The following is a 19,387-nucleotide window of genomic DNA, read 5'->3' on the forward strand; positions in this document are numbered from 1 at the left end:
TCATGGAACATGGCCCTTGAAGGCCAGCGACCGCTGGCCCGCAGGCGCGTGCCTGCGTGAGCCAAGCTGCCGGAGGCAGCGCCCGGCGCCTGAGGGAACAGCTAAACACCAAGGGTCATGGAACATGGCCCTTGAAGGCCAGCGACCGCTGGCCCGCAGGCGCGTGCCTGCGTGAGCCAAGCTGCCGGAGGCAGCGCCCGGCGCCTGAGGGAACAGCTAAACACCAAGGGTCATGGAACATGACCCTTGAAGGCCAGCGACCGCTGGCCCGCAGGCGCGTGCCTGCGTGAGCCAAGCTGCCGGATGGCAGCGCCCGGCGCCTGAGGGAACAGCTAAACACCAAGGGTCATGGAACATGACCCTTGGAATTACAGCCGCACCCGCAGCCCCAAGAGCCATTGCTGTTCCGGGCCGATATTGGTCAGCCCGTCGCTGCGCCGGCCCGTTTCCACCCGTTCGCCGGTGACATTTTCCGCCGTGGCATAGAATTCCAGCGTGCTGTCCAGCTTCCAAGCCGCATAGAGGTCGCCCACCACATAACTGTCCAGCGTGCCCAGGTTGCGGCTATCCTCGAACTGCCTTCCCGCCGCGCGGATCTGCACGCGCAGGGTCAGCGGGTCCAGCGGGGTCCAGGTGGCGTCAACCGTGCCGGAATGGCGGGGCGACTGGCCCAATTGCTTGCCCTTCAGGGCCGTGATGCTGCCGGGGTCCTTGATCTCGCTGTCGCTGAACAGATAGGCGGCCCCCAGGCGCAGCCTGTCCGTCACCTGCCAGCCAAGGTCCGCCTCCACCCCCTGCACCGCGACACGGTCCAGCCCGCGCCGCTGCGCCAGGCTGCCACCGGCCGGCACAAACACGCCCAGTTCGGCATTGGTGCCGGTCGTGGTCTGGATCACGACATTGTCCACGGCGTTTTTCAGGCGGACATGAAACAGGGTGGCGCTGGCCGTGACGCCGCCGCCGGGGGTCAGGCGGACGCCGCCTTCAACGCCGCGCATCCGTTCCGGTTCCAAACCGGCATTGGCTTCAGTTATATCATTGCCAACCCGGAACGGACGATACAGCTCGTTCAGGGTGGGCAGGCGGAAGCCTGTATAGGCCGCCGCCCGCAGCGCGACGCTATCACTCGCCTGCCAGTCGATGCCGGCGCGGCCATTGGCGACGGTGCCGTCGCGCGTGGCATAGCGGTCATTGCGCACCAATGCCCCCGTGGCGCTGTCGCTTTCCACCCGGTGGCCATCCTTGTTGCGCCAGCCATCCAGCCGCCCGCCGGCCGAAACGGTCAGGCCCGGCACCCCGGTCCAGGCATGTTCGATGAACAGGCCGCCCACCTGCTGTTCCCCGCCGGCATCGCGCAGGCGGGTATAGCGGCCGGCACTATAGGTGAAGCGTTCCCGGGTCCGCCCATCGGTCACCCGCACATCGGCGCCGATATCGGTTTCATGGCCGGGGGCGGGTGAGAAGGCGATCTGCACAATGCCGCCCTTGGCCGTGGCCGGCACGTCATACTGGTCCAGCGACGGGGTTTCGGCGGTACGCGTGGCATTCACCCCGGAAAAGGTGCTGGCAAAGGACCAGTCGCGCCAATAGGCCACGGCCTCCCAATCCACCGCCTCCCCATCGCCGACCAGGCGCAGGCTGGCCTCCGTCGCGTCGGTGGCATTGTTGGTATAGGGGGTGCCATTGCCCCGGCTTTCCTTGAAGCCGGAGATTTTGGCGGTGGCGGAGACGCTGCCGAAGCGCCGGGACAGGGTGCCATCCACGGCATAGGCATCGCTGTCGGCCCGGATATCGATGGGGCCGCGCCGGGATTTTTCCACCAGCATCACGCCGTCGGTCTGAAAGGCGCTGCCCGACAGGCCGACATGCCAGCCATCGGCGCTGCCGCCCAGGGCCGCCTGCGCCAGCAAGGTGCCGTCGCTGCCGCCGGCCAGTTCCATATCCACGCCGTCGCGCTGTTTGGTGTCGATGCGGATGGTGCCGGCCAGGGCGGCGTTGCCCCAGGGGCCGGCCCCGCCGCCGCGCGTGATCACCACCTTGTCCACCGACGATGTGGGCAGGCGCGACCAGTAGACCCAGCCGCCGAACGGATCATTGACCGGCACCCCATCCACCAGAACCAGGGTGCGCCCCGCCCCGTTGGGGCCGATGCCGCGCAGGGACACGCCCTGTGTCGTGGGGTTGGCGGTACGCGATCCTGATCGGCGGAACAGGCCGAAGCCCGGCACGGCGCGCAACGCCTCGTCCAGGCGCCGCTGCGGGGCGGTGGCCAGGGTGGCGGCGTCGATCACGGTGGGGCCATAGGCACGCTCGAATGCCGGCACCCCGTCGCGCCGGCCCGTGACGATGATCTCCGCCACCTGCGTTTCCTGCGCTGCGGCCGTGCCCGCCAGCAGCAGCGCCACAAGGGCGGCGGCGGTCAACGGGCGGGCAGGGCGGGCGAACAGGGGGCGGGACATCGAAACCATCTCCGGACAGGGATTTCAGGGACATATAGACAAGTACGGCGCCGGGGAAACAGGCATCTGCTGCAGGCGGGCGATGCGCGACAGGATGTCCGACTGTTGGGCGGGGCCCCGCTGCCCCCGCTGCCCGTCGGGCCGCACCTCCCCCACCAGCCGGGACGGATGCCCGCCCAGCAGCAGGATGCGGTCGGCCATCTGCGCGGCCTCCATCAGGTCATGCGTGACGATCAGCAGGCCCAGCCCCGGACGTTCCGCCATGCGGCGCAGCAGCAGGGCGCGCAACCGGCCGGCCAGCCCCGCATCCAGCGACACCAGCGGTTCATCCAGCAGCAGCAGGTCGCCATCGGCGGCCAGGGCGCGGGCCAGGGCGGCGCGGCGCTGCATGCCCAGGCTGACCTCTGCCGGGAACTGCGCCTGTGCGGCCGCCGGCAGTTCCACCGCCTCCAGCCAGCGCCGGGCCGTATCGCCACCGCGCCGGGCGGGCGGCAGGGCCAGATCGATATTGTCGGTCAGGCAACGCCAGGGCAGCAGGCAGGGTTCCTGAAACTGCACCACCAGCCGCGCACCGGGCGCCAGATGCCTTTCGCCCGTGAAATCCCGGTCCAGACCGGCGGCCAGCATCAGGGCGGTACTCTTGCCGCAACCGCTGGGGCCGACCAGGGCCACCACCTCTCCCGCCGCCACGGTCACCGACAGGCCGGCCAGGATGGGGGCGCCGTTGAACCGCTTTTCACCGATGGCAAGGCGCAGCAGCTCAGCCATGGGCCACCCCGCGCCAGCGCCCGGCCCGCCGTTCCAGCGGCGCCACCAGCGCCAGTTCCAGCGCCTGCGCCACCGCCACGAAGGACAGCGTATAGGCCAGCAGCGTGGCGACATCGAACATCTGGAAGGCCAGATGGATCTTGAACCCCACGCCATTGCCCCGGCCCAGCAATTCCACGACCAGCACGATCTTCCAGACCAGGGACAGGCCGTTGCGCGCGGCGGCGAACAGATAGGGCGTCAGGTGCGGCAGCAGCAGATGGCGCAGCCGGTCGGCCCGTCCGAAGCCATAGGCATCGGCCATGCGCGACAAGGCGGGGTCCAGACAGCGCGCACCGGCCCGCACCTGCACCACGACATTGGGGATCTTGTTGACCGCCACCGCCGCGATGGCCGCCGCCTCCGTCAGGCCGAACCAGACATAGGACAGCACGATCACCACCAGCGCCGGCACGTTCAAGGCCAGCATCAGCCAGGGTCCCAGCAGCCCGTCGATCACCGGCGACCGGCCCATGGCGATGCCAAGGGCCGTCCCGATGGACAGGGCCAGAACAAAGGCCGCCGCCACCCGGACCAGGGTGACGCCCAGATGCAGAAAAAGCTGGCCGCTGGCCGCCTCGCGCGCCAGGGCCGCAACGACGGCGCCAGGGCCGGGCAGGGTGGGGCCGCCGACGGCCAGCGCCGCCCCCTGCCAGACCAGCAGGATCAACAGGATGGACAGACCGGCCCGCGCCATGCTCTCAGTTCCAGGTGACGGGCCAGAAGGTCCCGTCAGGAATGGCCGTGGCATCGCCCACCAGTTCACGCCCGCCCAGCCCCGCCAGGATGGCGAACAGCCGGGCGGCATCGGCGCGTTCCGCCTCGGTCCAGCGGGTGGGGATGCCGTGGCGGAACCGGTCGCGCAGGACCATGGCGGCCCGGTCATCATCGGCGCCCAGCAGGGGGCGCAGCGGGGTCCAGGCCGCGTCCTCCATCGCCAGGATGGTCTTGGCCTGCCGTGACAGCGCCGTGAAACCGGTCAGGGCAGCGGCGTTGTCCGCGGCCCAGTCGGCGCGGAAGACATATCCCAGCGCCGGCACGGCCGTGGCCAGGCCCAGATCGCGGGCCAGATCGGACACGCCGACCAATTGCCGCAGGCCCGCCGCCTCCAGCCGGGCCGCGAAATGCCAGTAGGTCAGGACGGCGTCCAGTTTGCCCGCCTGCACCTGCTGCGACAGAAGCGGCGGGGCGGCGTAAAGCGCTGTCGCCTCGGCGGCAAGGACGATGCCATGGCGCCGCGCCGCCTGGGCACGCAGCAGCAGCCAGCCCTTGTCCAGCGGACCGCCGGCAATGCCGATACGTTTGCCGGCCAGATCGGCGGTGCTGCGGATGGGGCTGTCGGCGGGCACGATGACGGCGCCCACGGCACAGGAATAGGGGATGAAGGACAGGTCGATGCCGGCCGCCCGCTGCCGCGCCACCCACAGCCAGTCGCTGGCGATGATGTCCACGCCGCCGGCCAGCAGCGCCACCTGTGCCGCCTGGGTGCCGGCCAGTTCCTGCACCGCCAGCGCCACCCCGTTGGCCCGGTCCAGCCCCCGCGCCCGCGCCGTCTCCACCTCCCACTGCACCGTGCCGAAGGGCAGCAGACCCAGGCGGACGGGCACGGGCGCGGTATCCGCCCGTGCCGGCAGCGCCGCCAGCGTGGCGAGGCCGGCCAGCAGGGCACGGCGGCAGACAGGAATGCCCATCATATCCTCCCCGGGGCGCATGGTTCTTTTGCGCCATGCTACGGAACGGGGCGGAACCGCCATATTAGACCATGGAAGGATGGCGAACGATGTGGCGCCTAACCCACTGTCGTCATGGGGAATTCCGGTTGACCCGACGTGAAGGCGCTTCTGCTTCGTCGCGCACCGCTGTACAATTTGTTTCAGGATGGGGTTCCCCCGTCCGGCACGGGGGTGAACTTGACATATCGGGTCGCGATTACTCTGGGCCTGACGGGCCTGTTCCTGATGACGGGAACGGCGGCGGCGCAGGAAGGCCCGGCCTTCGATTGCCGCAAGGCGGGGCGCGAGGTCGAGCTCATCATCTGCAAAGACCCGGCCCTTGCGGCGCTGGACCGCAAGGTCGCCGCCATCTACACCGCCGCCCAGGCCAAGGCCACCGCACAAGGCAAGGCCGCGTCGGACATGCTGAAGACCGAACAGCGGGGCTGGGTGAAGGGTCGCAATGCCTGCTGGACCGCCGATGACAAGCGCCTGTGCATCCAGGAAGATTATGTCTGGCGCATTGCCGAGCTTCAGGCGACCTTCGATCTGGTGCCCGGCACCGCGCCCGTGCGTTTCACTTGTGCCGGCAACCCGGCCGGGGACATCACCATCCGCTTTTTTCAGACAGAGCCGGCCAGCGCGCTGGCACAGCGGGGCGACCAGACATCGCTGATGCTGGCGGCGCCATCGGGCAGCGGCGCCCGGTATGAAGGACGCAACGAAAGTTTCTGGGAACATCAGGGCGTGGCACGGGTCACCTGGGGCGACACAGCCCGGGAAGAGACCTGTCGTCCGGCATCATAAGGAATAACAAATGGAACGGCAGGCCCGCACCGGCTACGGTGTCGCCGTCTTGTTGATCCTCTCGGGCTGCGCCCTGTTCGTGGCGGGGGCGTGGAGCATCGTGCCATCCCCCGTCCGGCCGCTGGCCATCGGCACCAACCTGTGGATCGGCTATGAACCCTTCCACCTGGCCCGCGCGGCAGGCACCCTGCCGGCCGATGTCACGCTGGTGGAGGCGCGGTCCTCGCCGGCGCTGATGGAGGCGGTGGCATCGGGCAGCCTGGACGGCGCCGCCCTGACCCTGGACGAGGTGATGCGGCTGGAAGCGGCGGGCCGGCCCATGGCGGTGCTGGCCGTGCTGGACATATCCAACGGCGCCGACGTGGTGCTGGCGCGGGACGCGGCGGCGGTGGCGCGCGGCCCCGCCGGTGCCCGCATCGGGGTAGAGACGGAAGGGGTGGGGTCCTTCGTGCTTTACCGCTTTCTGGAACGCCATGGCCTGACCCTGGGTCAGGTGCAGGTGCAGCCCGTGTCGGTGGGCGACCATGCCGATGCGCTGCGCCGGCTGGACCTGGATTATATCGTCAGTTACGAACCGCTGGTCAGCCACCTGGAACAGGCCGGCGCCGTCCGCGTCTTTGACAGCGCCGACATGGCGGGAGAGGTGGTGGATGTGCTGGCTGTGCGCCGCGACCGGCTGGCGGGACGGCGGGCCACGCTGTACCGGCTGCTGGCCGCCTGGTATGGCGGGGTGGACGGGCTGACCCGGGGCGACGCGTTGGCGATCCAGCGGGTCGGCCGGCGTCAGCACCTGTCGGACGCGCAGGTGCGGCAGGTGCTGGCGCGGCTGGATTTCCCCAACGCCGCCACCAGCCGCGCCATGCTGTCCGCCCACGCCCCGGCAGTGACGCAGGCACAGCGCTGGCTGGTCGCATCGGGGGAGGTGGGTCGGGCGCCCGACCCCGTGCTCGACCCTTCCTATCTGCCGGAATAGGGGGTGGCATGCGCAATCCTACCCTGCTGACCGTCCTGCTGCTGCCGCCCCTGCTGGGTGTCGCGGTCATGGCGCTGTTCGCCTGGCTGGTGCTGTATCCCGACCTGATGGCGGAGGTGCTGGCCGAGGCGCGGCTTGAATTCGCCCAGACCGGCGCCAATACCGCGTCGGAGATCGGTGCCCGCTTCGCCCATCATGACGGGCCGGAGATCGACGCCATCGACCGCGCCGCCCTGCGCTCGCGCGCCGATCTGGTGCTGCTGGCCGATCCGGGGGGCAAGCCCGTCTTCGCCAATGACGTGATGCTGCAAGGCACGGATCTGGACACGGTCGCGCAGGTGCCCGCCGCTCTGCGCCGGGCGGCGGCGGACCGGGCCTGCGGGCGCGGGCTGGTGGTGGCCGAGGGGGACCGGCTGCTGGCCGGCTGCTGGACCATCAACAGGGGCAACCGCCTGCTGGGCGGGGCGGACGCCGTGGCCGGACACCTGCTGCTGGTCCAGCGCATCGACTGGGCCATGGATCAGGCGCGCGCCGACCTGCTGAATGACAGTCTGCGGCTGGGCGGGGCGCTGCTGGCCCTGCTGGGCCTGCTGGTTTTCCTGTCGGTGCGGCTGATCGTGGCGCCCGTGGCCACGCTGGCGGGGCGGCTGCAACGGGTGGGCGCCAATGACGAACCCGTGCGCCTGCCCCGCAACGGCATCCGCGAATTGCGGGATTTCGCCCGTGTCCTGAACCAGGCGCTGACATCGCTGCGCCGGCGGGAACGCGAACTGCAATCGATCCTGGATACGGCGGTGGACGGGATCGTCACCATCGATACCGGCGGCACCATCCTGCAGGCCAACCGCGCCGTCACCACGCTGTTCGGCCATCCGGTGGGGGCCATGGTGGGCCAGTCCATCACCATGCTGATGACCGACACGGATGCCGGACGCCACGCCACCTATGTGAATGCCTATATCGAAACGGGGCAGGCCCGCGTCATCGGCAAGGGGCGGGAGGTGGTGGCCCGGCGCGCCGACGGGTCCACCTTCCTGGCCTGGCTGTCGGTGGGGCGGCTGGAACTGTCCACGGGCCTGCATTTCACGGCCCTGATCCGCGACGTGACAGCGGAGCGGCAGGCCGAGATCGAGATGCACCGCCTGGCCCATCGCGACCCGGAACTGGACCTGCTGAACCGCCGGTCCTGGGAACGGGAGTTGGAGGGGCTGCTGGCGGCGGGGCGTGAAGGGGCGGGTTTCTGGGTGCTTCTAGCCTATGTGCGCAATCTGGACGATCTGGCCGTCACCTTCGGCCCGCAGGTGGAAACGGCCATCATGGGTGCCGTCCACCGGCGCATCCACGGCATGCTGACCGGATGCGAGCTGACGGCGCGGCTGGCGCGGCGGCAACTGGCCTATGCCATCCTGTCGCCGGGCGGGGAGGCGCCGCCCTATCTGACCACAGCCCTCTCGGCCTCCTTCCGCGACGGGGTCGATCTGGGCGGCCTGTCCATGCTGCCCGATGTGCATTTTGTGGTGATGCCGCAGGCTCAGGAATTCAGCGACCGCGAAGCGCTGATCCTGGCCCAGGATGCCGGCGGAAGCTGGGCCGCCCAGACCGCCGACCAGCGGGCCAGCCCCATCTTCACCTATGACGACCATGTGGCCCAGTCCATCAAGGAACGGACGGAGGTGGCGGCCGATCTGCCGGGCGCCATGGCCGCCGGCCTGCTGCACCCCGTATTCCAGCCGCAGATCCGCCTGAAGGATGGCAGCGTGCGCGGGGTGGAAACGCTTGTCCGCTGGCGCCGGCCCGACGGCCGGCCGGGACCCGGCCCCGCCCTGTTCATTCCCGTGGCCGAACGGATCGGGCTGGTCGGCGATATCGACCGGCTGGTGACGCGCCGCACGCTGGACCATCTGTCGGCCGGGCGCCTGCATTTGCCGCGCGACGCCGTCATCTCCATCAATGCCTCGGTCAAGGAACTGGCCGATCCCGTCTGGCTGGACGGGCTGCTGGACATTGTCCGCGCGGCGGGCGTGCCGCCCGGCCGGCTGGAGATCGAGGTGACGGAAACCGCCGTGATGGAAAATCTGGACCGCACGGCCGGCGTGCTGGCCCATCTGCGGGCCGGCGGGGTGAAGGTGGCGATTGATGATTTCGGCGCCGGCTATGCCTCTCTCTCCTATCTGAAGCACCTGCCGGCCGACCTGATCAAGATCGACCAGGGCTTCATCCGCGATCTGGCCGACAGCCGCCGGTCCCGCCATATCGTGGCGGCCGTCATCAACCTGGCCCATGACCTGGAGATGGAAGTGGTGGCCGAGGGGGTGGAGAATGCGACCACGGCCGACATCCTGACGGAGATCGGCTGCGATATCGGCCAGGGCTGGCATTTCGGCCGCCCGATGGAGGCGGACGCCCTGTCGGCCTTCATGCGGGAACGGGAAACAGGCCGGGCGCCGTGAGGGAACGGCGCCCGGCGGTTGGCTGCATCAGCCGCCCACGGTGATGGAGATGTACTTGATCTCCAGATATTCATCGATGCCGTAGCGGCTGCCCTCGCGGCCCAGGCCGGACTGTTTCACCCCGCCAAAGGGCGCGATCTCGGTGGAGATCAGCCCGTCATTCACCCCGACCATGCCGCTTTCCAGCCCTTCCGCGACCCGCCAGATACGGCCCATGTCCCGGCTGTAGAAATAGGCGGCCAGACCGAATTCCGTGTCATTGGCCAGCCGCAGCACCTGTTCCTCGCCCTGGAAGCGCTGGATGGCGGCGACGGGGCCGAAAATCTCCTCATGCGCGATGCGCATCTCCCCCGTCACGCCGGTCAGGATGGTGGGCTCATAGAAGCAGCCGCCCAGCGCATGGCGCTTGCCCCCGGTCACCAGCGTGGCGCCCTTTTCCAGGGCGTCGGCCACCAGTTCCTCCACCTTTTCCACGGCGGCCAGGTTGATCAGCGGCCCCTGGTTGACGCCCGCGTCGCGGCCATTGCCGACGCACAGCTTCTCCACCTCCTCCTTCAGCCGGGCGACGAAGGCATCATGGATGCCATCCTCCACGAACAGCCGGTTGGCACAGACACAGGTCTGGCCGGAATTGCGGTATTTGGACGCCATGGCACCCGCCACGGCCGGCCCGATCTCCGCATCGTCGAACACGATGAAAGGCGCGTTGCCGCCGAGTTCCAGCGACAGGCGCTTCACCGTCGGCGCGCTCTGCGCCATCAGCAGCCGGCCGACGCGGGTGGAGCCGGTGAAGCTGATCTTGCGGACGGTGGGCGACGCGGTCAGCGCGCCGCCGATGGCGATGGGGTCACCCGTGACGATGTTGATCACCCCCGCCGGGATGCCCGCCCGCTCGGCCAGCACGACCAGCGCCAGGGCCGACAGCGGCGTCGCCTCGGCCGGTTTCAGCACCACGGTGCAACCGGCCGCCAGCGCCGGGCCCAGCTTGCGCGTGATCATGGCATTGGGGAAGTTCCAGGGGGTGATGGCTCCCACCACGCCCACCGGCTGCTTGATGGCGAACAGGCGCGATCCCGGCTTGTGGCTGGGGATCACGTCGCCATAGGCGCGGCGCCCTTCCTCCGCGAACCAGCTTATGAAGCTGGCGCCATAGGTGATCTCGCCCTTCGCTTCCGCCAGCGACTTGCCCTGTTCCTGGGTCAGCAGCAGGGCCAGATCATCGGCGGCTTCCAGCATCAGGTCGCGCCAGCGCAGCAGCAGGCCGGCCCGGTCCTGGGCGGTACGGGCACGCCAGGCGGGCAGGGCGGCCGCGGCCGCATCAATGGCGCGGGCCGTTTCCGCCGCCCCCATCATCGGCACATGGGCCAGCACGGCGCCCGTGGCCGGGTTGCGCACGGGGAAACGCTCCCCGCTATCCGCGTCCAGCCAGGCCCCGGCAATCACACCCTTGTCGCGCAGCAGGTCGGCATCGGAAAGTCCCAGCTTGTTCTGCGTCTCGGCACCCATCTCACACCTTCGCCATCTCGTTCCGTCGCGGGTTCGTTTCCCGCATCGCGTCTGGAAAAACTGGGCACGCCGCCGCACCCGGCCAAGTCCGCCGCGATCATGGCCGAAATGCCGCCCGCGCGGAACGGCAAGCTTGTCGGGAGACAATCACTTGCTCATCTGCCGGTCAGGGAAGTGGACGCGAAAGCGGCCCCCGTCCTGGCCGTCCCTTCAGCGCCGCCGGACGGCCAACAGTCATTTATCCTTGACCAATCTACGAATTCAGGGAAGATTTTCGCCAAAAGTATCATATAAATTATAAAATCCATCACGATCGCCATATAGTCAATTATAAATGACCAAACATCATTAGCGAACCATCATAAACCCATAAATCTTACCAAACCGGGTTATTTTCGGCTATCCTCCCCTCAAGGTATCTTATTCCTGACCATGGCCGGAGGTCCGGGTGCGCACCGCACAGGTTCTTTTCAAGGGGCAAAGGGCCGGTCTGCTGCGGGAAACGGCGGCAGGGGGCAGCCAATTTGTCTATGATCCGGGCTGGACACAGGATATCGGCTGTTGCCTGCCCGTGTCATCCGGGGCCCATCCCTGGCCCGCCGGCCTGCATCCGTTTTTCCAGCATCTGGGGCCGGAAGGCTGGCTGCGCGAACGTCAGGCCCGCGCTGGCCGGATCGAGGATCAGGATGATCTGGGCCTGCTGCTGCGCTATGGCGCGGATTGTATCGGGGCGGTGTCGGTCCTGCCGCTGGACGGGGCTGCCACCCCGGCGGACCCGGCCACCTGGCCCGACGACATCCCGCCCGGCCGCACCGTCAGCGGCGTACAGCGCAAGCTGCTGGCCTTTCACGAAGGCCGCCACTTCCATCCGGCCACCGCCGACAGCCCCGCCACCCATATCGCCAAATTCAACCATGCCAGCAATGACGGCTTGGTGCGCAACGAGTTCCTAAGCCTGTCGCTGGCCGCCCATATCCTGGGCATCGATCAGGTGACTTCGTTCAGGAACGGCTTCGTCGAAGGGTATGATGAGCCGTGTCTGCTGATTACCCGCTTCGACCGCGCTGATGACGGCACCAAACTGCGGATGGAGGATTTCGCCCAGATCCTGGCCCGGCCGCGCGGCAATGATAATCGCGGCAAATATGACGGCAGCTATGAGGAGGTAGCAGAGGCCATCAGCCGCCATTCCGCTCGTCCGGAGATCGATCTCGACCGGTTCTTCCGGCAACTTGTCACCTCGGCGCTGATCGGCAATGCCGACGCGCATCTGAAGAATTTCTCGTTGCTGGAACGGCCGGAAGGGATGCGCCTGTCCCCCGCCTATGACCTGCTGAACACGCTGATCTATGGTGGACGCTATGACCGGCACACAGCCCTGGCCCTGGCGGGTGTCCGGCAGTCGCTGGACCAGATCGACGCCGCCCTGCTACTGACTTTCGCCAAAAACATCGGCCTGCCGAAGCGCGCCGCCCGCCGGGCGTTGCGCGAGTTGGCAACCCGCGCGGCCAACAGCGCGAAACTCATCCCACCGGCGGGGGAGGGGGCCGATGGCTTCGTCCATCTCTACGCTGACATCGTCCACGCAGCTTGCGCAAGGGTGACCCTATGATCCAGCCCCTCGACTGGCCGCAACTGGTGGCCGAAGCCCACCGCCGCCGCAAGGCGGAGGGACTGACCCAGCAGGCCCATGCTGATCTGGCCGGCGTCAGCAAGCCTGTGATTATCGCCTTTGACAGGGGGGAGACCACCTTGTCCCTGGGCCGGGCGCTGGCCATCCTGAAGGTGGTAGGCCTAGTGGAGGAGGGACCGCCCCCCGGCAGCCATGCCGCCTTCGTCGCCGCAGCACAGGCGCGCTGGCGGGAATTGGTCGCAGACCTGCCGGTCGATGATCCTGCCCGCCATCCCTTGGGCGGGTACGAGGTGGATTATGAAATCGCGGGGGCAAAAGCCGTGCCGGATGCTGAGTCATTGTTAGGAATGCTGAACGATATCCTGCCACTGGTCGATATATTTCGCGTCCAGTTGAGATGGCTTCCCTTCTGGATTTCATCTGGCATCGAGCTCAATCCCGTAATCATCGACAAAAAGATGATCGAGTGCTGGCAAAATCCGCCTGGCGCATCAAAGCGGATATCCAGCCCTGCTGATCCCGACTTCTGGCGTCTATCGACAACGGGAAACGCTTATTGGAGTCGGGGATTCGAGGAAGATGATCCCAGCCTGAAGAGACCCGGTGCGTTCTTTGACATAACTTCGCCTATTCAAAGTGCGATCCTAGTCATGCTCCACGCCGCCAACTTTGCCAAACTTCTGACCGTCGACAATGCACCAATCACAATTCAGGCTAGGTATCGCGGTCTTGCCCACCGGGAATTGGCCTCCTTCTCGGATCCAAGCCTGCGGGACTTAATTGGCTCACCGCGTTCTCTGTCAGACACGGCAACTCTGTCGATTCAGACAAACGCGGAACAAATCAGTTCGGATCTTTCCGCTCTGGTTCACCGCTTTCTGTCACCGCTTTATACTCTCTTCGACGGCTTCCAGCTTGAAAGGTCGTTCGTCCAACAGGAAGTCATGCGGTTGACCCGGCGGGGACAGGCCAGCCCAGGGTGAGCCCACCATTGCATCATTCATAGTCCTATTATAGGATCACAGTCTCTTCATGGGGCCGGTGATCATGTCAATCATCCCAACAGTCTGCATCTTACAAGTTCTGACCAGACCGGACTCGCCCTGGCCAAAACTCCGAATCCCCAACCCTGGCAAAAACTCCGAATGGTGCATGCCCTGGCACCAACTCCGAATCGTTGCCTCTGAGACCCTTGGATTTGCTTGGAGTCGGGGCGGGCTGGCTAAAACTCCGAATGGGGTGGAACATCATGGATGATCTGTTGCACGATGTTTCACAGGCGGGCTTCGATCCTGCCCGCATCCCTGGCGAAATCTCCGAATGGCGGCACTATTCCGTGTCCCGATTCGTGGAAGGCAAGGGCCGCAAACGGGGCATCCGTCCGCGTGAAACCGCGTTGCCACGCCTGAACCCTGGCAAAAACTCCGAATATGCCCGGCTGAAGGCGATGATTCTGGCCGGTCCCGTCCCTGGCGAAATCTCCGAATCCCTTGAAATCCCAGCCTTTCCTGAAGATCCTAAGATTCCTTACAAGATTCCTAAGGCCGGAATCACCCAATCATTCCAACGGCTTGTACCCCCCATTCCGGAGGTTTCGCCAGCCCCAACGGGAGGTTTCGCCAGCCCCGATCGGGAGGTTTCGCCAGTCCCGAACGGGAGTTTTTGCCAGGAGACGGCCGGGGAATTCGGAGTTGCCGGCCTTTCACCTCCGACCTACACTCCCGCCATGGCAGCCAAACCACCCAGCACGGCCACGACGCCCCGCAAGACCCCCCTCACGCTGGTGAAGGCCACGGGTGCGGTGGAGATCAAGGCCGATGCTGACCTGACGCTGGCCGACCGCCGCCTGTTCAACCATCTGCTGGCCCATGCCTACGAGAATCTGGGCAAGGTGGAAAGCCATTCGATCGAGCTGGCCTCCATCCGCCGGTTCGCGGCGGAGGTGCGCGACGGCACGGCCGATGTGAACAATACCCGCCTGAAGGCCAGCATCGAAACCCTGCAGAAGGTGCTGTGCCAGTTCAACTATCTGCGGTCCGACGGCACGGCCGGGTGGGAAAGCTCACAATTGCTGGGTCCCTGCCGGATCGAGGGCGGGACCCTGACCTACACGTTCCATAGCTGGGTGTCTGAACGCCTGCGCGAACCGGCCCTTTATTCCTATCTGTCGCTGCGTATCATCTATGAGTTCGAGAGCAAATATGCCCTGACCCTGTATGAGGTGCTGAAGCGCTATGCCGACCGCAACGCGGCCGAACCCTATTGGCAGACCAAGGTGGACGAGTTGCGGGCCATCCTGGGCTGTGTCGACAAGCTGAAGGATTGGAAGGACCTGCGCAAATATGCGCTCGACCCGGCGCTGGAGGAGATCGGCCGGCTGGGTGAGTTCAAGGCCGCCCTGCATGAGATCCGCCAGGGTGGCGGGCGCGGCGGCGGGCGCGTTGTCGGCTGCGTCTTCCGCATCCACCGCAAGACGGCCGAAGATGCCGAGCGCGCCGCCAAGGAAATGGCCAAACCCAAGACCCAGCGCCGGGGCGAACGCATGGCCGCCAAAGAGGACGGGGCCTTTGCGGGCAAGGCCGACGCCGCCATCCGGTTCCTGGAAGGGGCGGAGGTTGGCAAGCGCATGGAATGGGCCAAGCGGGCCGAACAATTGGGCATGACCCTGCCGCCCGCCGCCACTGCCAAGGAAAACCTTAAAAAATGGGTCCCCCCCCTGGCCGAGGTGATCGTGGAAGAAGAACGGCTGCGGGTACGGGTGCCGCGCGGTGAAGGCTGACCGGGTGGGCGGTTGCCCCCTCATCCGTACAGCGGGCGAGGGGGGAAAACGGGCTCAACGCCAAACCTCGCCCCTCGCCCACGCAGGTGGGAGAGGGAGGGGCCCAAGCCGCAAGGCTTGGGAGGGTGAGGGCAAAACAGCGGACCGCAGCGACAACCGGCCCCCCGCCCCATGTCCCGATTGGACCCATGCCTGCCGCAAATTTCGGCACCCGCGCTTAACCAGTTGGTAAGGTTTCCGGTCTCTGTTATGGATCGTATACGAAATCCAGGGAGCTTCAATCGGACATGAAGTATCTACTGCTGGCCACGGCCGCCCTTACCTCCACCTTGGCCTTCGCGGCCGACCCGCAATTCGACATGAAGCGTGTATCGGAAGATATCCGCGTCATGTCCGCTGATGATTTCCAGGGCCGCGCGCCCGCGACCGTGGGGGAAACCAAGACGGTCGCCTTCCTGATCGAGCGTATGAAGGCGGCCGGGCTGGAGCCGGGCGGCACTATCGGGGCCGATGGCAAGCGCGGCTGGACGCAGGATGTGCCGCTGCGCATGTCCGACATCGTGGGCAAGCCCGCCCTGTCGCTGACGTTCGGCGGCAAGAGCCACGCCCTGAGCCAGGGCAAGGACATCGCGGTGCGCGCCGCCCTGACGGGCCAGGACAGCGTCACGATGAAGGACGCGCCGCTGCTGTTCGTGGGCTATGGCATCAAGGCGCCCGAACGCGGCTGGGATGATTTCAAGGGCCAGGACGTCAAGGGCAAGATCCTGGTCGTTCTGATCAATGATCCGGATTTCGAAGGGCCGGAGGGCAAGTTCGGCGGCAAGGCCATGACCTATTACGGCCGCTGGACCTATAAATATGAAGAGGCGGCCCGCCTGGGTGCTGCCGGTGTCATCATCGTGCATGAAACCGCGCCGGCTTCCTATGGCTGGGCGACGGTGGCCAGTTCCAATCCCAACACGATGTTCGACATCGTGCGCGATGATCCCAAAACCGCCCATACGCCGTTCGAAAGCTGGATTCAGCGCGATCTGGCGGTCGAGATGTTCAAGGCCTCGGGTCTGGATTTCGAAAAACTGCGGGCCGAGGCGCGCAAGGACAGTTTCCAGCCGGTGCCGTTGAAGGCCACCCTGTCGGCCGATTACAAGGTGAAGACCGAAGTCATCACCTCCAAGAACGTGCTGGGCCGCATCACGGGTGCCAAATATCCGGACGAGACGGTGGTCTATTCCGCGCATTGGGACCATATCGGCGTGGGTGAACCCGACGCCAATGGCGACAATATCTTCAACGGTGCGCTGGACAATGCATCCGGTACCGCCAGCCTGCTGGAACTGGGCCGCGCCTTCAAGGCGGCGGGTCCGGCTGAACGTTCCGTCCTGTTCCTGGCCGTGACGGCAGAGGAAAAGGGCCTGCTGGGCTCCACCTATTACGCCAGCAACCCGGTCTATCCGCTGGCCAGGACAGTAGGCGTCATCAATATGGATGGCACCATCGGACCGGGTCCCGCCAAGGACTTCACCATTTCCGGCACGGCCAAGCTGGGCCTGCTCGACATGCTGATCGAAGAGGGCAAGAAGGCCGGCCGCACCTACACGCCCGATCCGCGCGTCGAGGCCGGCGGCTTCTTCCGCTCCGACCATTTCCCCATGGCCAAGGTCGGCGTGCCCGCCATCTCCTTCGGCGGTGGCATTGATCTGGTGAATGGCGGGGTGGCGGCCGGCAAGGCCTGGCGCGATGCCTATATCAAGGACAAGTACCACCAGCCCGACGATGAATGGTCGCCGGATTGGAACCTGGACGGCGCCCGGCTGGACATGGGCCTGCTCTACAGCCTTGGCCGCCGTCTGGCCGATGGCCGCGACTGGCCCAACTGGAGCCAGGACAGCGAATTCCGCGCGGCACGTGACGCGAGCGCGGCCGAGCGGAAATAGGCTTGCGTTGCTCCCTCACCCTCCCGACCGCTGGCGCGTTCGGGCCCCTCCCTCTCCCGCACAGCGGGCGAGGGGCGAGAAAAGGCCCAGAGCCAAGTTCCGCCCCTCGCCCACGAAGGTGGGAGAGGGAGGGGCCCAGGCCGGCAGGCCTGGGAGGGTGAGGGCAAGCCCATCTCCCCCCCGACAACCCTGTCAAAACCCTGGACAGCCCGCCGCTGTTTCCTCATGATAACGCTAACAATAGGCGTTGGGAGGAAAAATGCGCAGGATTTGGGCGGTGCCGTTGCTGGCGCTGGGATTGGTCATGGGAATATCCGGCGTCGGATATGCTGCCGATACGGCCCGGTTCAACTGGCTGGATTATCAGGGGTCGGACCCGTCCGACGCGGTGGTGAAGGCAAAGCGCGGCGAATATCGCAATCCCATCCTGACCGGCTATTACCCCGACCCGTCGATCACGCGGGTGGGCGATGATTATTATATCGTCACCTCGACCTTTTCCTGGTTCCCCGGCATCCCGATCTTCCATTCGCGCGATCTGGTGAACTGGACCCAGATCGGCAATGCCATCGACCGGCCGGACCAACTGGATTTCAAGGCGCTGGGCCTGTCGCGTGGTGTGTTTGCGCCCGCCATTGATCATCATGACGGCACCTTTTACATCCTGAATACCTGTGTCGATTGCGGCGGCAATTTTATCATCACCGCCAAGGACCCCAAGGGCCCCTGGTCCGACCCGATCTGGCTGCCCGATCTGGAGGGCGGGATCGACCCGTCGATCTTCTTTGAGGATGGCCGCGCCTGGATCGTCAATAACGGCCCGCCGGAGGGCGAACCGCTGTACCAGGGCCACCGCGCCATCTGGGTCCAGGAATTTGACCTGAAAACCATGAAGACCATCGGCCCGCGCAAGGTGCTGGTCAATGGCGGCGTCGATATCTCGAAAAAGCCGATCTGGATCGAAGGGCCGCATATCTTCAAGAAGGATGGCGCTTACTACCTGATCTGTGCGGAGGGGGGCACGGCCATCAATCATTCGCAGGTCGTGCTGCGCGGGTCCTCGCCCATGGGGCCGTTCACGCCCAATCCGGCCAACCCGATCCTGACGCAGCGCGACCTGGACCCGGCCCGCGCACACCCCATCACCTCGGCCGGCCATGCCGATTTTGTGGTGACGCCCAAGGGGGAATGGTGGGCTAGCTTCCTGGCCATCCGCCCCTATGGCGATGATCTGTACAATACCGGGCGGGAGACGTTCCTGATGCCGGTGCGCTGGGTCGATGGCTGGCCGCGCCTGACCGATCCGGGTCAGCCCATCCCCCTGACCCATGCCAGGCCCGACCTGCCGGCCCAGCCTCCTGCCAAGGTGCCGACCGCCGGCGCCTTCCAGGTGCGTGACGAGTTCGATGGCGACAAGCTGCCGCCTTATTGGATGATGGCGCGCAATCCCAAGGGCGACTGGTATCGCCTGTCCGATGGGGCGCTGACGCTGAACCTGCAGCCGGTGGGCCTGTCCGACCATGGCAACCCGGCCTTCTGGGGCCGCCGGCAACAGCATCATCAGGCGGTGATCACCACCGAAATGATCTTCACCCCCGATCAGCCGGGGGAGCGCGCCGGCCTGGCCGCCGTGCAGAGTGACGAGCACTGGTACCGTTTCACCATCGAGCGCGATGGCGGGCGGCTTGTGGCCAAGGTGGGCATGCGTGACGGCAAGCAGGTGCCCGCCGCCGGCAAGGTGCTGGCCAGCCTGCCGGTGACGGTGTCAGCCTCCTACCGGCTGCGCATCACGGCGCGCGGCGGGGAATATGATTTCGACGTGGCGTCGGCGGGGGGTGACTGGCAGAGCGTGCTGAAGGGCGCCGATGGTACCATTCTGTCGACCCGCAAGGCGGGTGGTTTCATCGGGGTCATGGTCGGCCCCTTCGCCAGCCGCGACGGGCAATAGGGGCCTATCGCGCCGGTCAGGCAGGGCGGTGGATGGCGTAGATCTTGGCCACCTGTTCCCGGCTTTCCCAGGAACAATCCGCCCCCTGCTCGACCAGGAAGATATCGCCTTTGCGGAAGGTCCCTTCGCGGCCGGTCCCGTCCACAAAGGTGACGGACCCTTGCAGCAGCAGCATCAGCTCAAAGTGCCGGTACCGCATGGCGCGGCGGTGATAGGGCGTGCTGTCCCAGGTGCCTGCCATGAACACGCCGCTGCCGGATGTGTAATCCGTATGGTTGCGGCAGGACGGGGTGGGGGACAGCACGCCCTATCACCGCCGCGCCATGCGGTACCGGCACTTTGAGCTGATGCTGCTGCTGCAAGGGTCCGTCACCTTTGT

General features: G+C 66.5%; 14 protein-coding genes. 8 read left to right on the plus strand and 6 right to left on the minus strand.

Going from position 1 to position 19,387, the window contains the following annotated elements:
* Window positions 1-368: 368 nt before the first annotated feature.
* From KBA48_RS20805 to KBA48_RS20820, 4 genes are read right to left on the minus strand one after another with little or no spacing between them, the layout of a single operon-like run.
* Window positions 369-2,459 carry a TonB-dependent receptor gene (locus tag KBA48_RS20805; protein WP_292909948.1) on the minus strand — a complete coding sequence of 697 codons (2,091 nt, stop codon included), beginning with the start codon at window positions 2,457-2,459 and terminating at the stop codon, window positions 369-371.
* Between the two features lie 24 nt (window positions 2,460-2,483).
* Window positions 2,484-3,227, minus strand: coding sequence for an ATP-binding cassette domain-containing protein (locus KBA48_RS20810; protein WP_292909950.1), 744 nt, complete (start codon window positions 3,225-3,227; stop codon window positions 2,484-2,486).
* On the minus strand, window positions 3,220-3,963 hold the full coding sequence (locus KBA48_RS20815) for an ABC transporter permease (RefSeq protein WP_292909952.1): 744 nt from the start codon (window positions 3,961-3,963) through the stop codon (window positions 3,220-3,222). Before KBA48_RS20815 ends, KBA48_RS20810 begins: the two co-directional genes overlap by 8 nt.
* Before the next feature lie 4 nt (window positions 3,964-3,967).
* A complete protein-coding gene (locus tag KBA48_RS20820) occupies window positions 3,968-4,960 on the minus strand; it encodes an ABC transporter substrate-binding protein (protein WP_292909954.1) in 993 nt (330 codons plus the stop codon).
* A 216-nt stretch (window positions 4,961-5,176) separates the two neighbouring features.
* On the opposite strand from KBA48_RS20820, the gene KBA48_RS20825 reads away from it, so the two are divergent.
* The 3 genes from KBA48_RS20825 to KBA48_RS20835 are packed head-to-tail and all read left to right on the plus strand — an operon-like array spanning window position 5,177 to window position 9,208.
* Entirely contained in the window at window positions 5,177-5,785 is a 609-nt protein-coding gene (locus KBA48_RS20825) for an MliC family protein (RefSeq protein ID WP_292909956.1), read from the plus strand.
* 10 nt (window positions 5,786-5,795) lie between these two features.
* Window positions 5,796-6,758, plus strand: a complete 963-nt coding sequence (locus tag KBA48_RS20830) for an ABC transporter substrate-binding protein (protein WP_292909958.1) — start codon at window positions 5,796-5,798, stop codon at window positions 6,756-6,758.
* Window positions 6,759-6,766: 8 nt separating this feature from the next.
* Window positions 6,767-9,208, plus strand: a complete 2,442-nt coding sequence (locus KBA48_RS20835) for an EAL domain-containing protein (RefSeq protein WP_292909960.1) — start codon at window positions 6,767-6,769, stop codon at window positions 9,206-9,208.
* A 27-nt stretch (window positions 9,209-9,235) separates the two neighbouring features.
* On the opposite strand, the gene KBA48_RS20840 is transcribed toward KBA48_RS20835, so the two are convergent.
* Window positions 9,236-10,714 carry an NAD-dependent succinate-semialdehyde dehydrogenase gene (locus KBA48_RS20840; RefSeq protein ID WP_292909962.1) on the minus strand — a complete coding sequence of 493 codons (1,479 nt, stop codon included), beginning with the start codon at window positions 10,712-10,714 and terminating at the stop codon, window positions 9,236-9,238.
* 448 nt (window positions 10,715-11,162) lie between these two features.
* On the opposite strand from KBA48_RS20840, the gene KBA48_RS20845 reads away from it, so the two are divergent.
* The 5 genes from KBA48_RS20845 to KBA48_RS20865 all read left to right on the plus strand — a co-directional run bounded on the left by KBA48_RS20845 (window position 11,163) and on the right by KBA48_RS20865 (window position 19,008).
* A complete protein-coding gene (locus KBA48_RS20845; protein ID WP_292909964.1) occupies window positions 11,163-12,326 on the plus strand; it encodes a HipA domain-containing protein in 1,164 nt (387 codons plus the stop codon).
* The gene (locus tag KBA48_RS20850) at window positions 12,323-13,330 is read left to right on the plus strand and encodes a helix-turn-helix domain-containing protein (RefSeq protein ID WP_292909966.1); all 1,008 of its coding nucleotides are present in this window, start codon (window positions 12,323-12,325) and stop codon (window positions 13,328-13,330) included. Before KBA48_RS20845 ends, KBA48_RS20850 begins: the two co-directional genes overlap by 4 nt.
* Before the next feature lie 743 nt (window positions 13,331-14,073).
* Window positions 14,074-15,126, plus strand: a complete 1,053-nt coding sequence (locus KBA48_RS20855; protein WP_292909968.1) for a replication initiation protein — start codon at window positions 14,074-14,076, stop codon at window positions 15,124-15,126.
* Window positions 15,127-15,413: 287 nt separating this feature from the next.
* Entirely contained in the window at window positions 15,414-17,060 is a 1,647-nt protein-coding gene (locus KBA48_RS20860; RefSeq protein WP_292909970.1) for a M28 family metallopeptidase, read from the plus strand.
* 259 nt (window positions 17,061-17,319) lie between these two features.
* Complete coding sequence (locus KBA48_RS20865) at window positions 17,320-19,008, plus strand: glycoside hydrolase family 43 protein (protein ID WP_292909972.1); 1,689 nt, start codon at window positions 17,320-17,322, stop codon at window positions 19,006-19,008.
* 16 nt (window positions 19,009-19,024) lie between these two features.
* Here KBA48_RS20865 and KBA48_RS20870 read toward each other — a convergent pair whose 3' ends face one another.
* Window positions 19,025-19,312, minus strand: a complete 288-nt coding sequence (locus tag KBA48_RS20870) for a cupin domain-containing protein (protein WP_367273857.1) — start codon at window positions 19,310-19,312, stop codon at window positions 19,025-19,027.
* Window positions 19,313-19,387: the final 75 nt, after the last annotated feature.

This window comes from Niveispirillum sp. (assembly GCF_017996735.1).
GTDB lineage: Bacteria > Pseudomonadota > Alphaproteobacteria > Azospirillales > Azospirillaceae > Niveispirillum.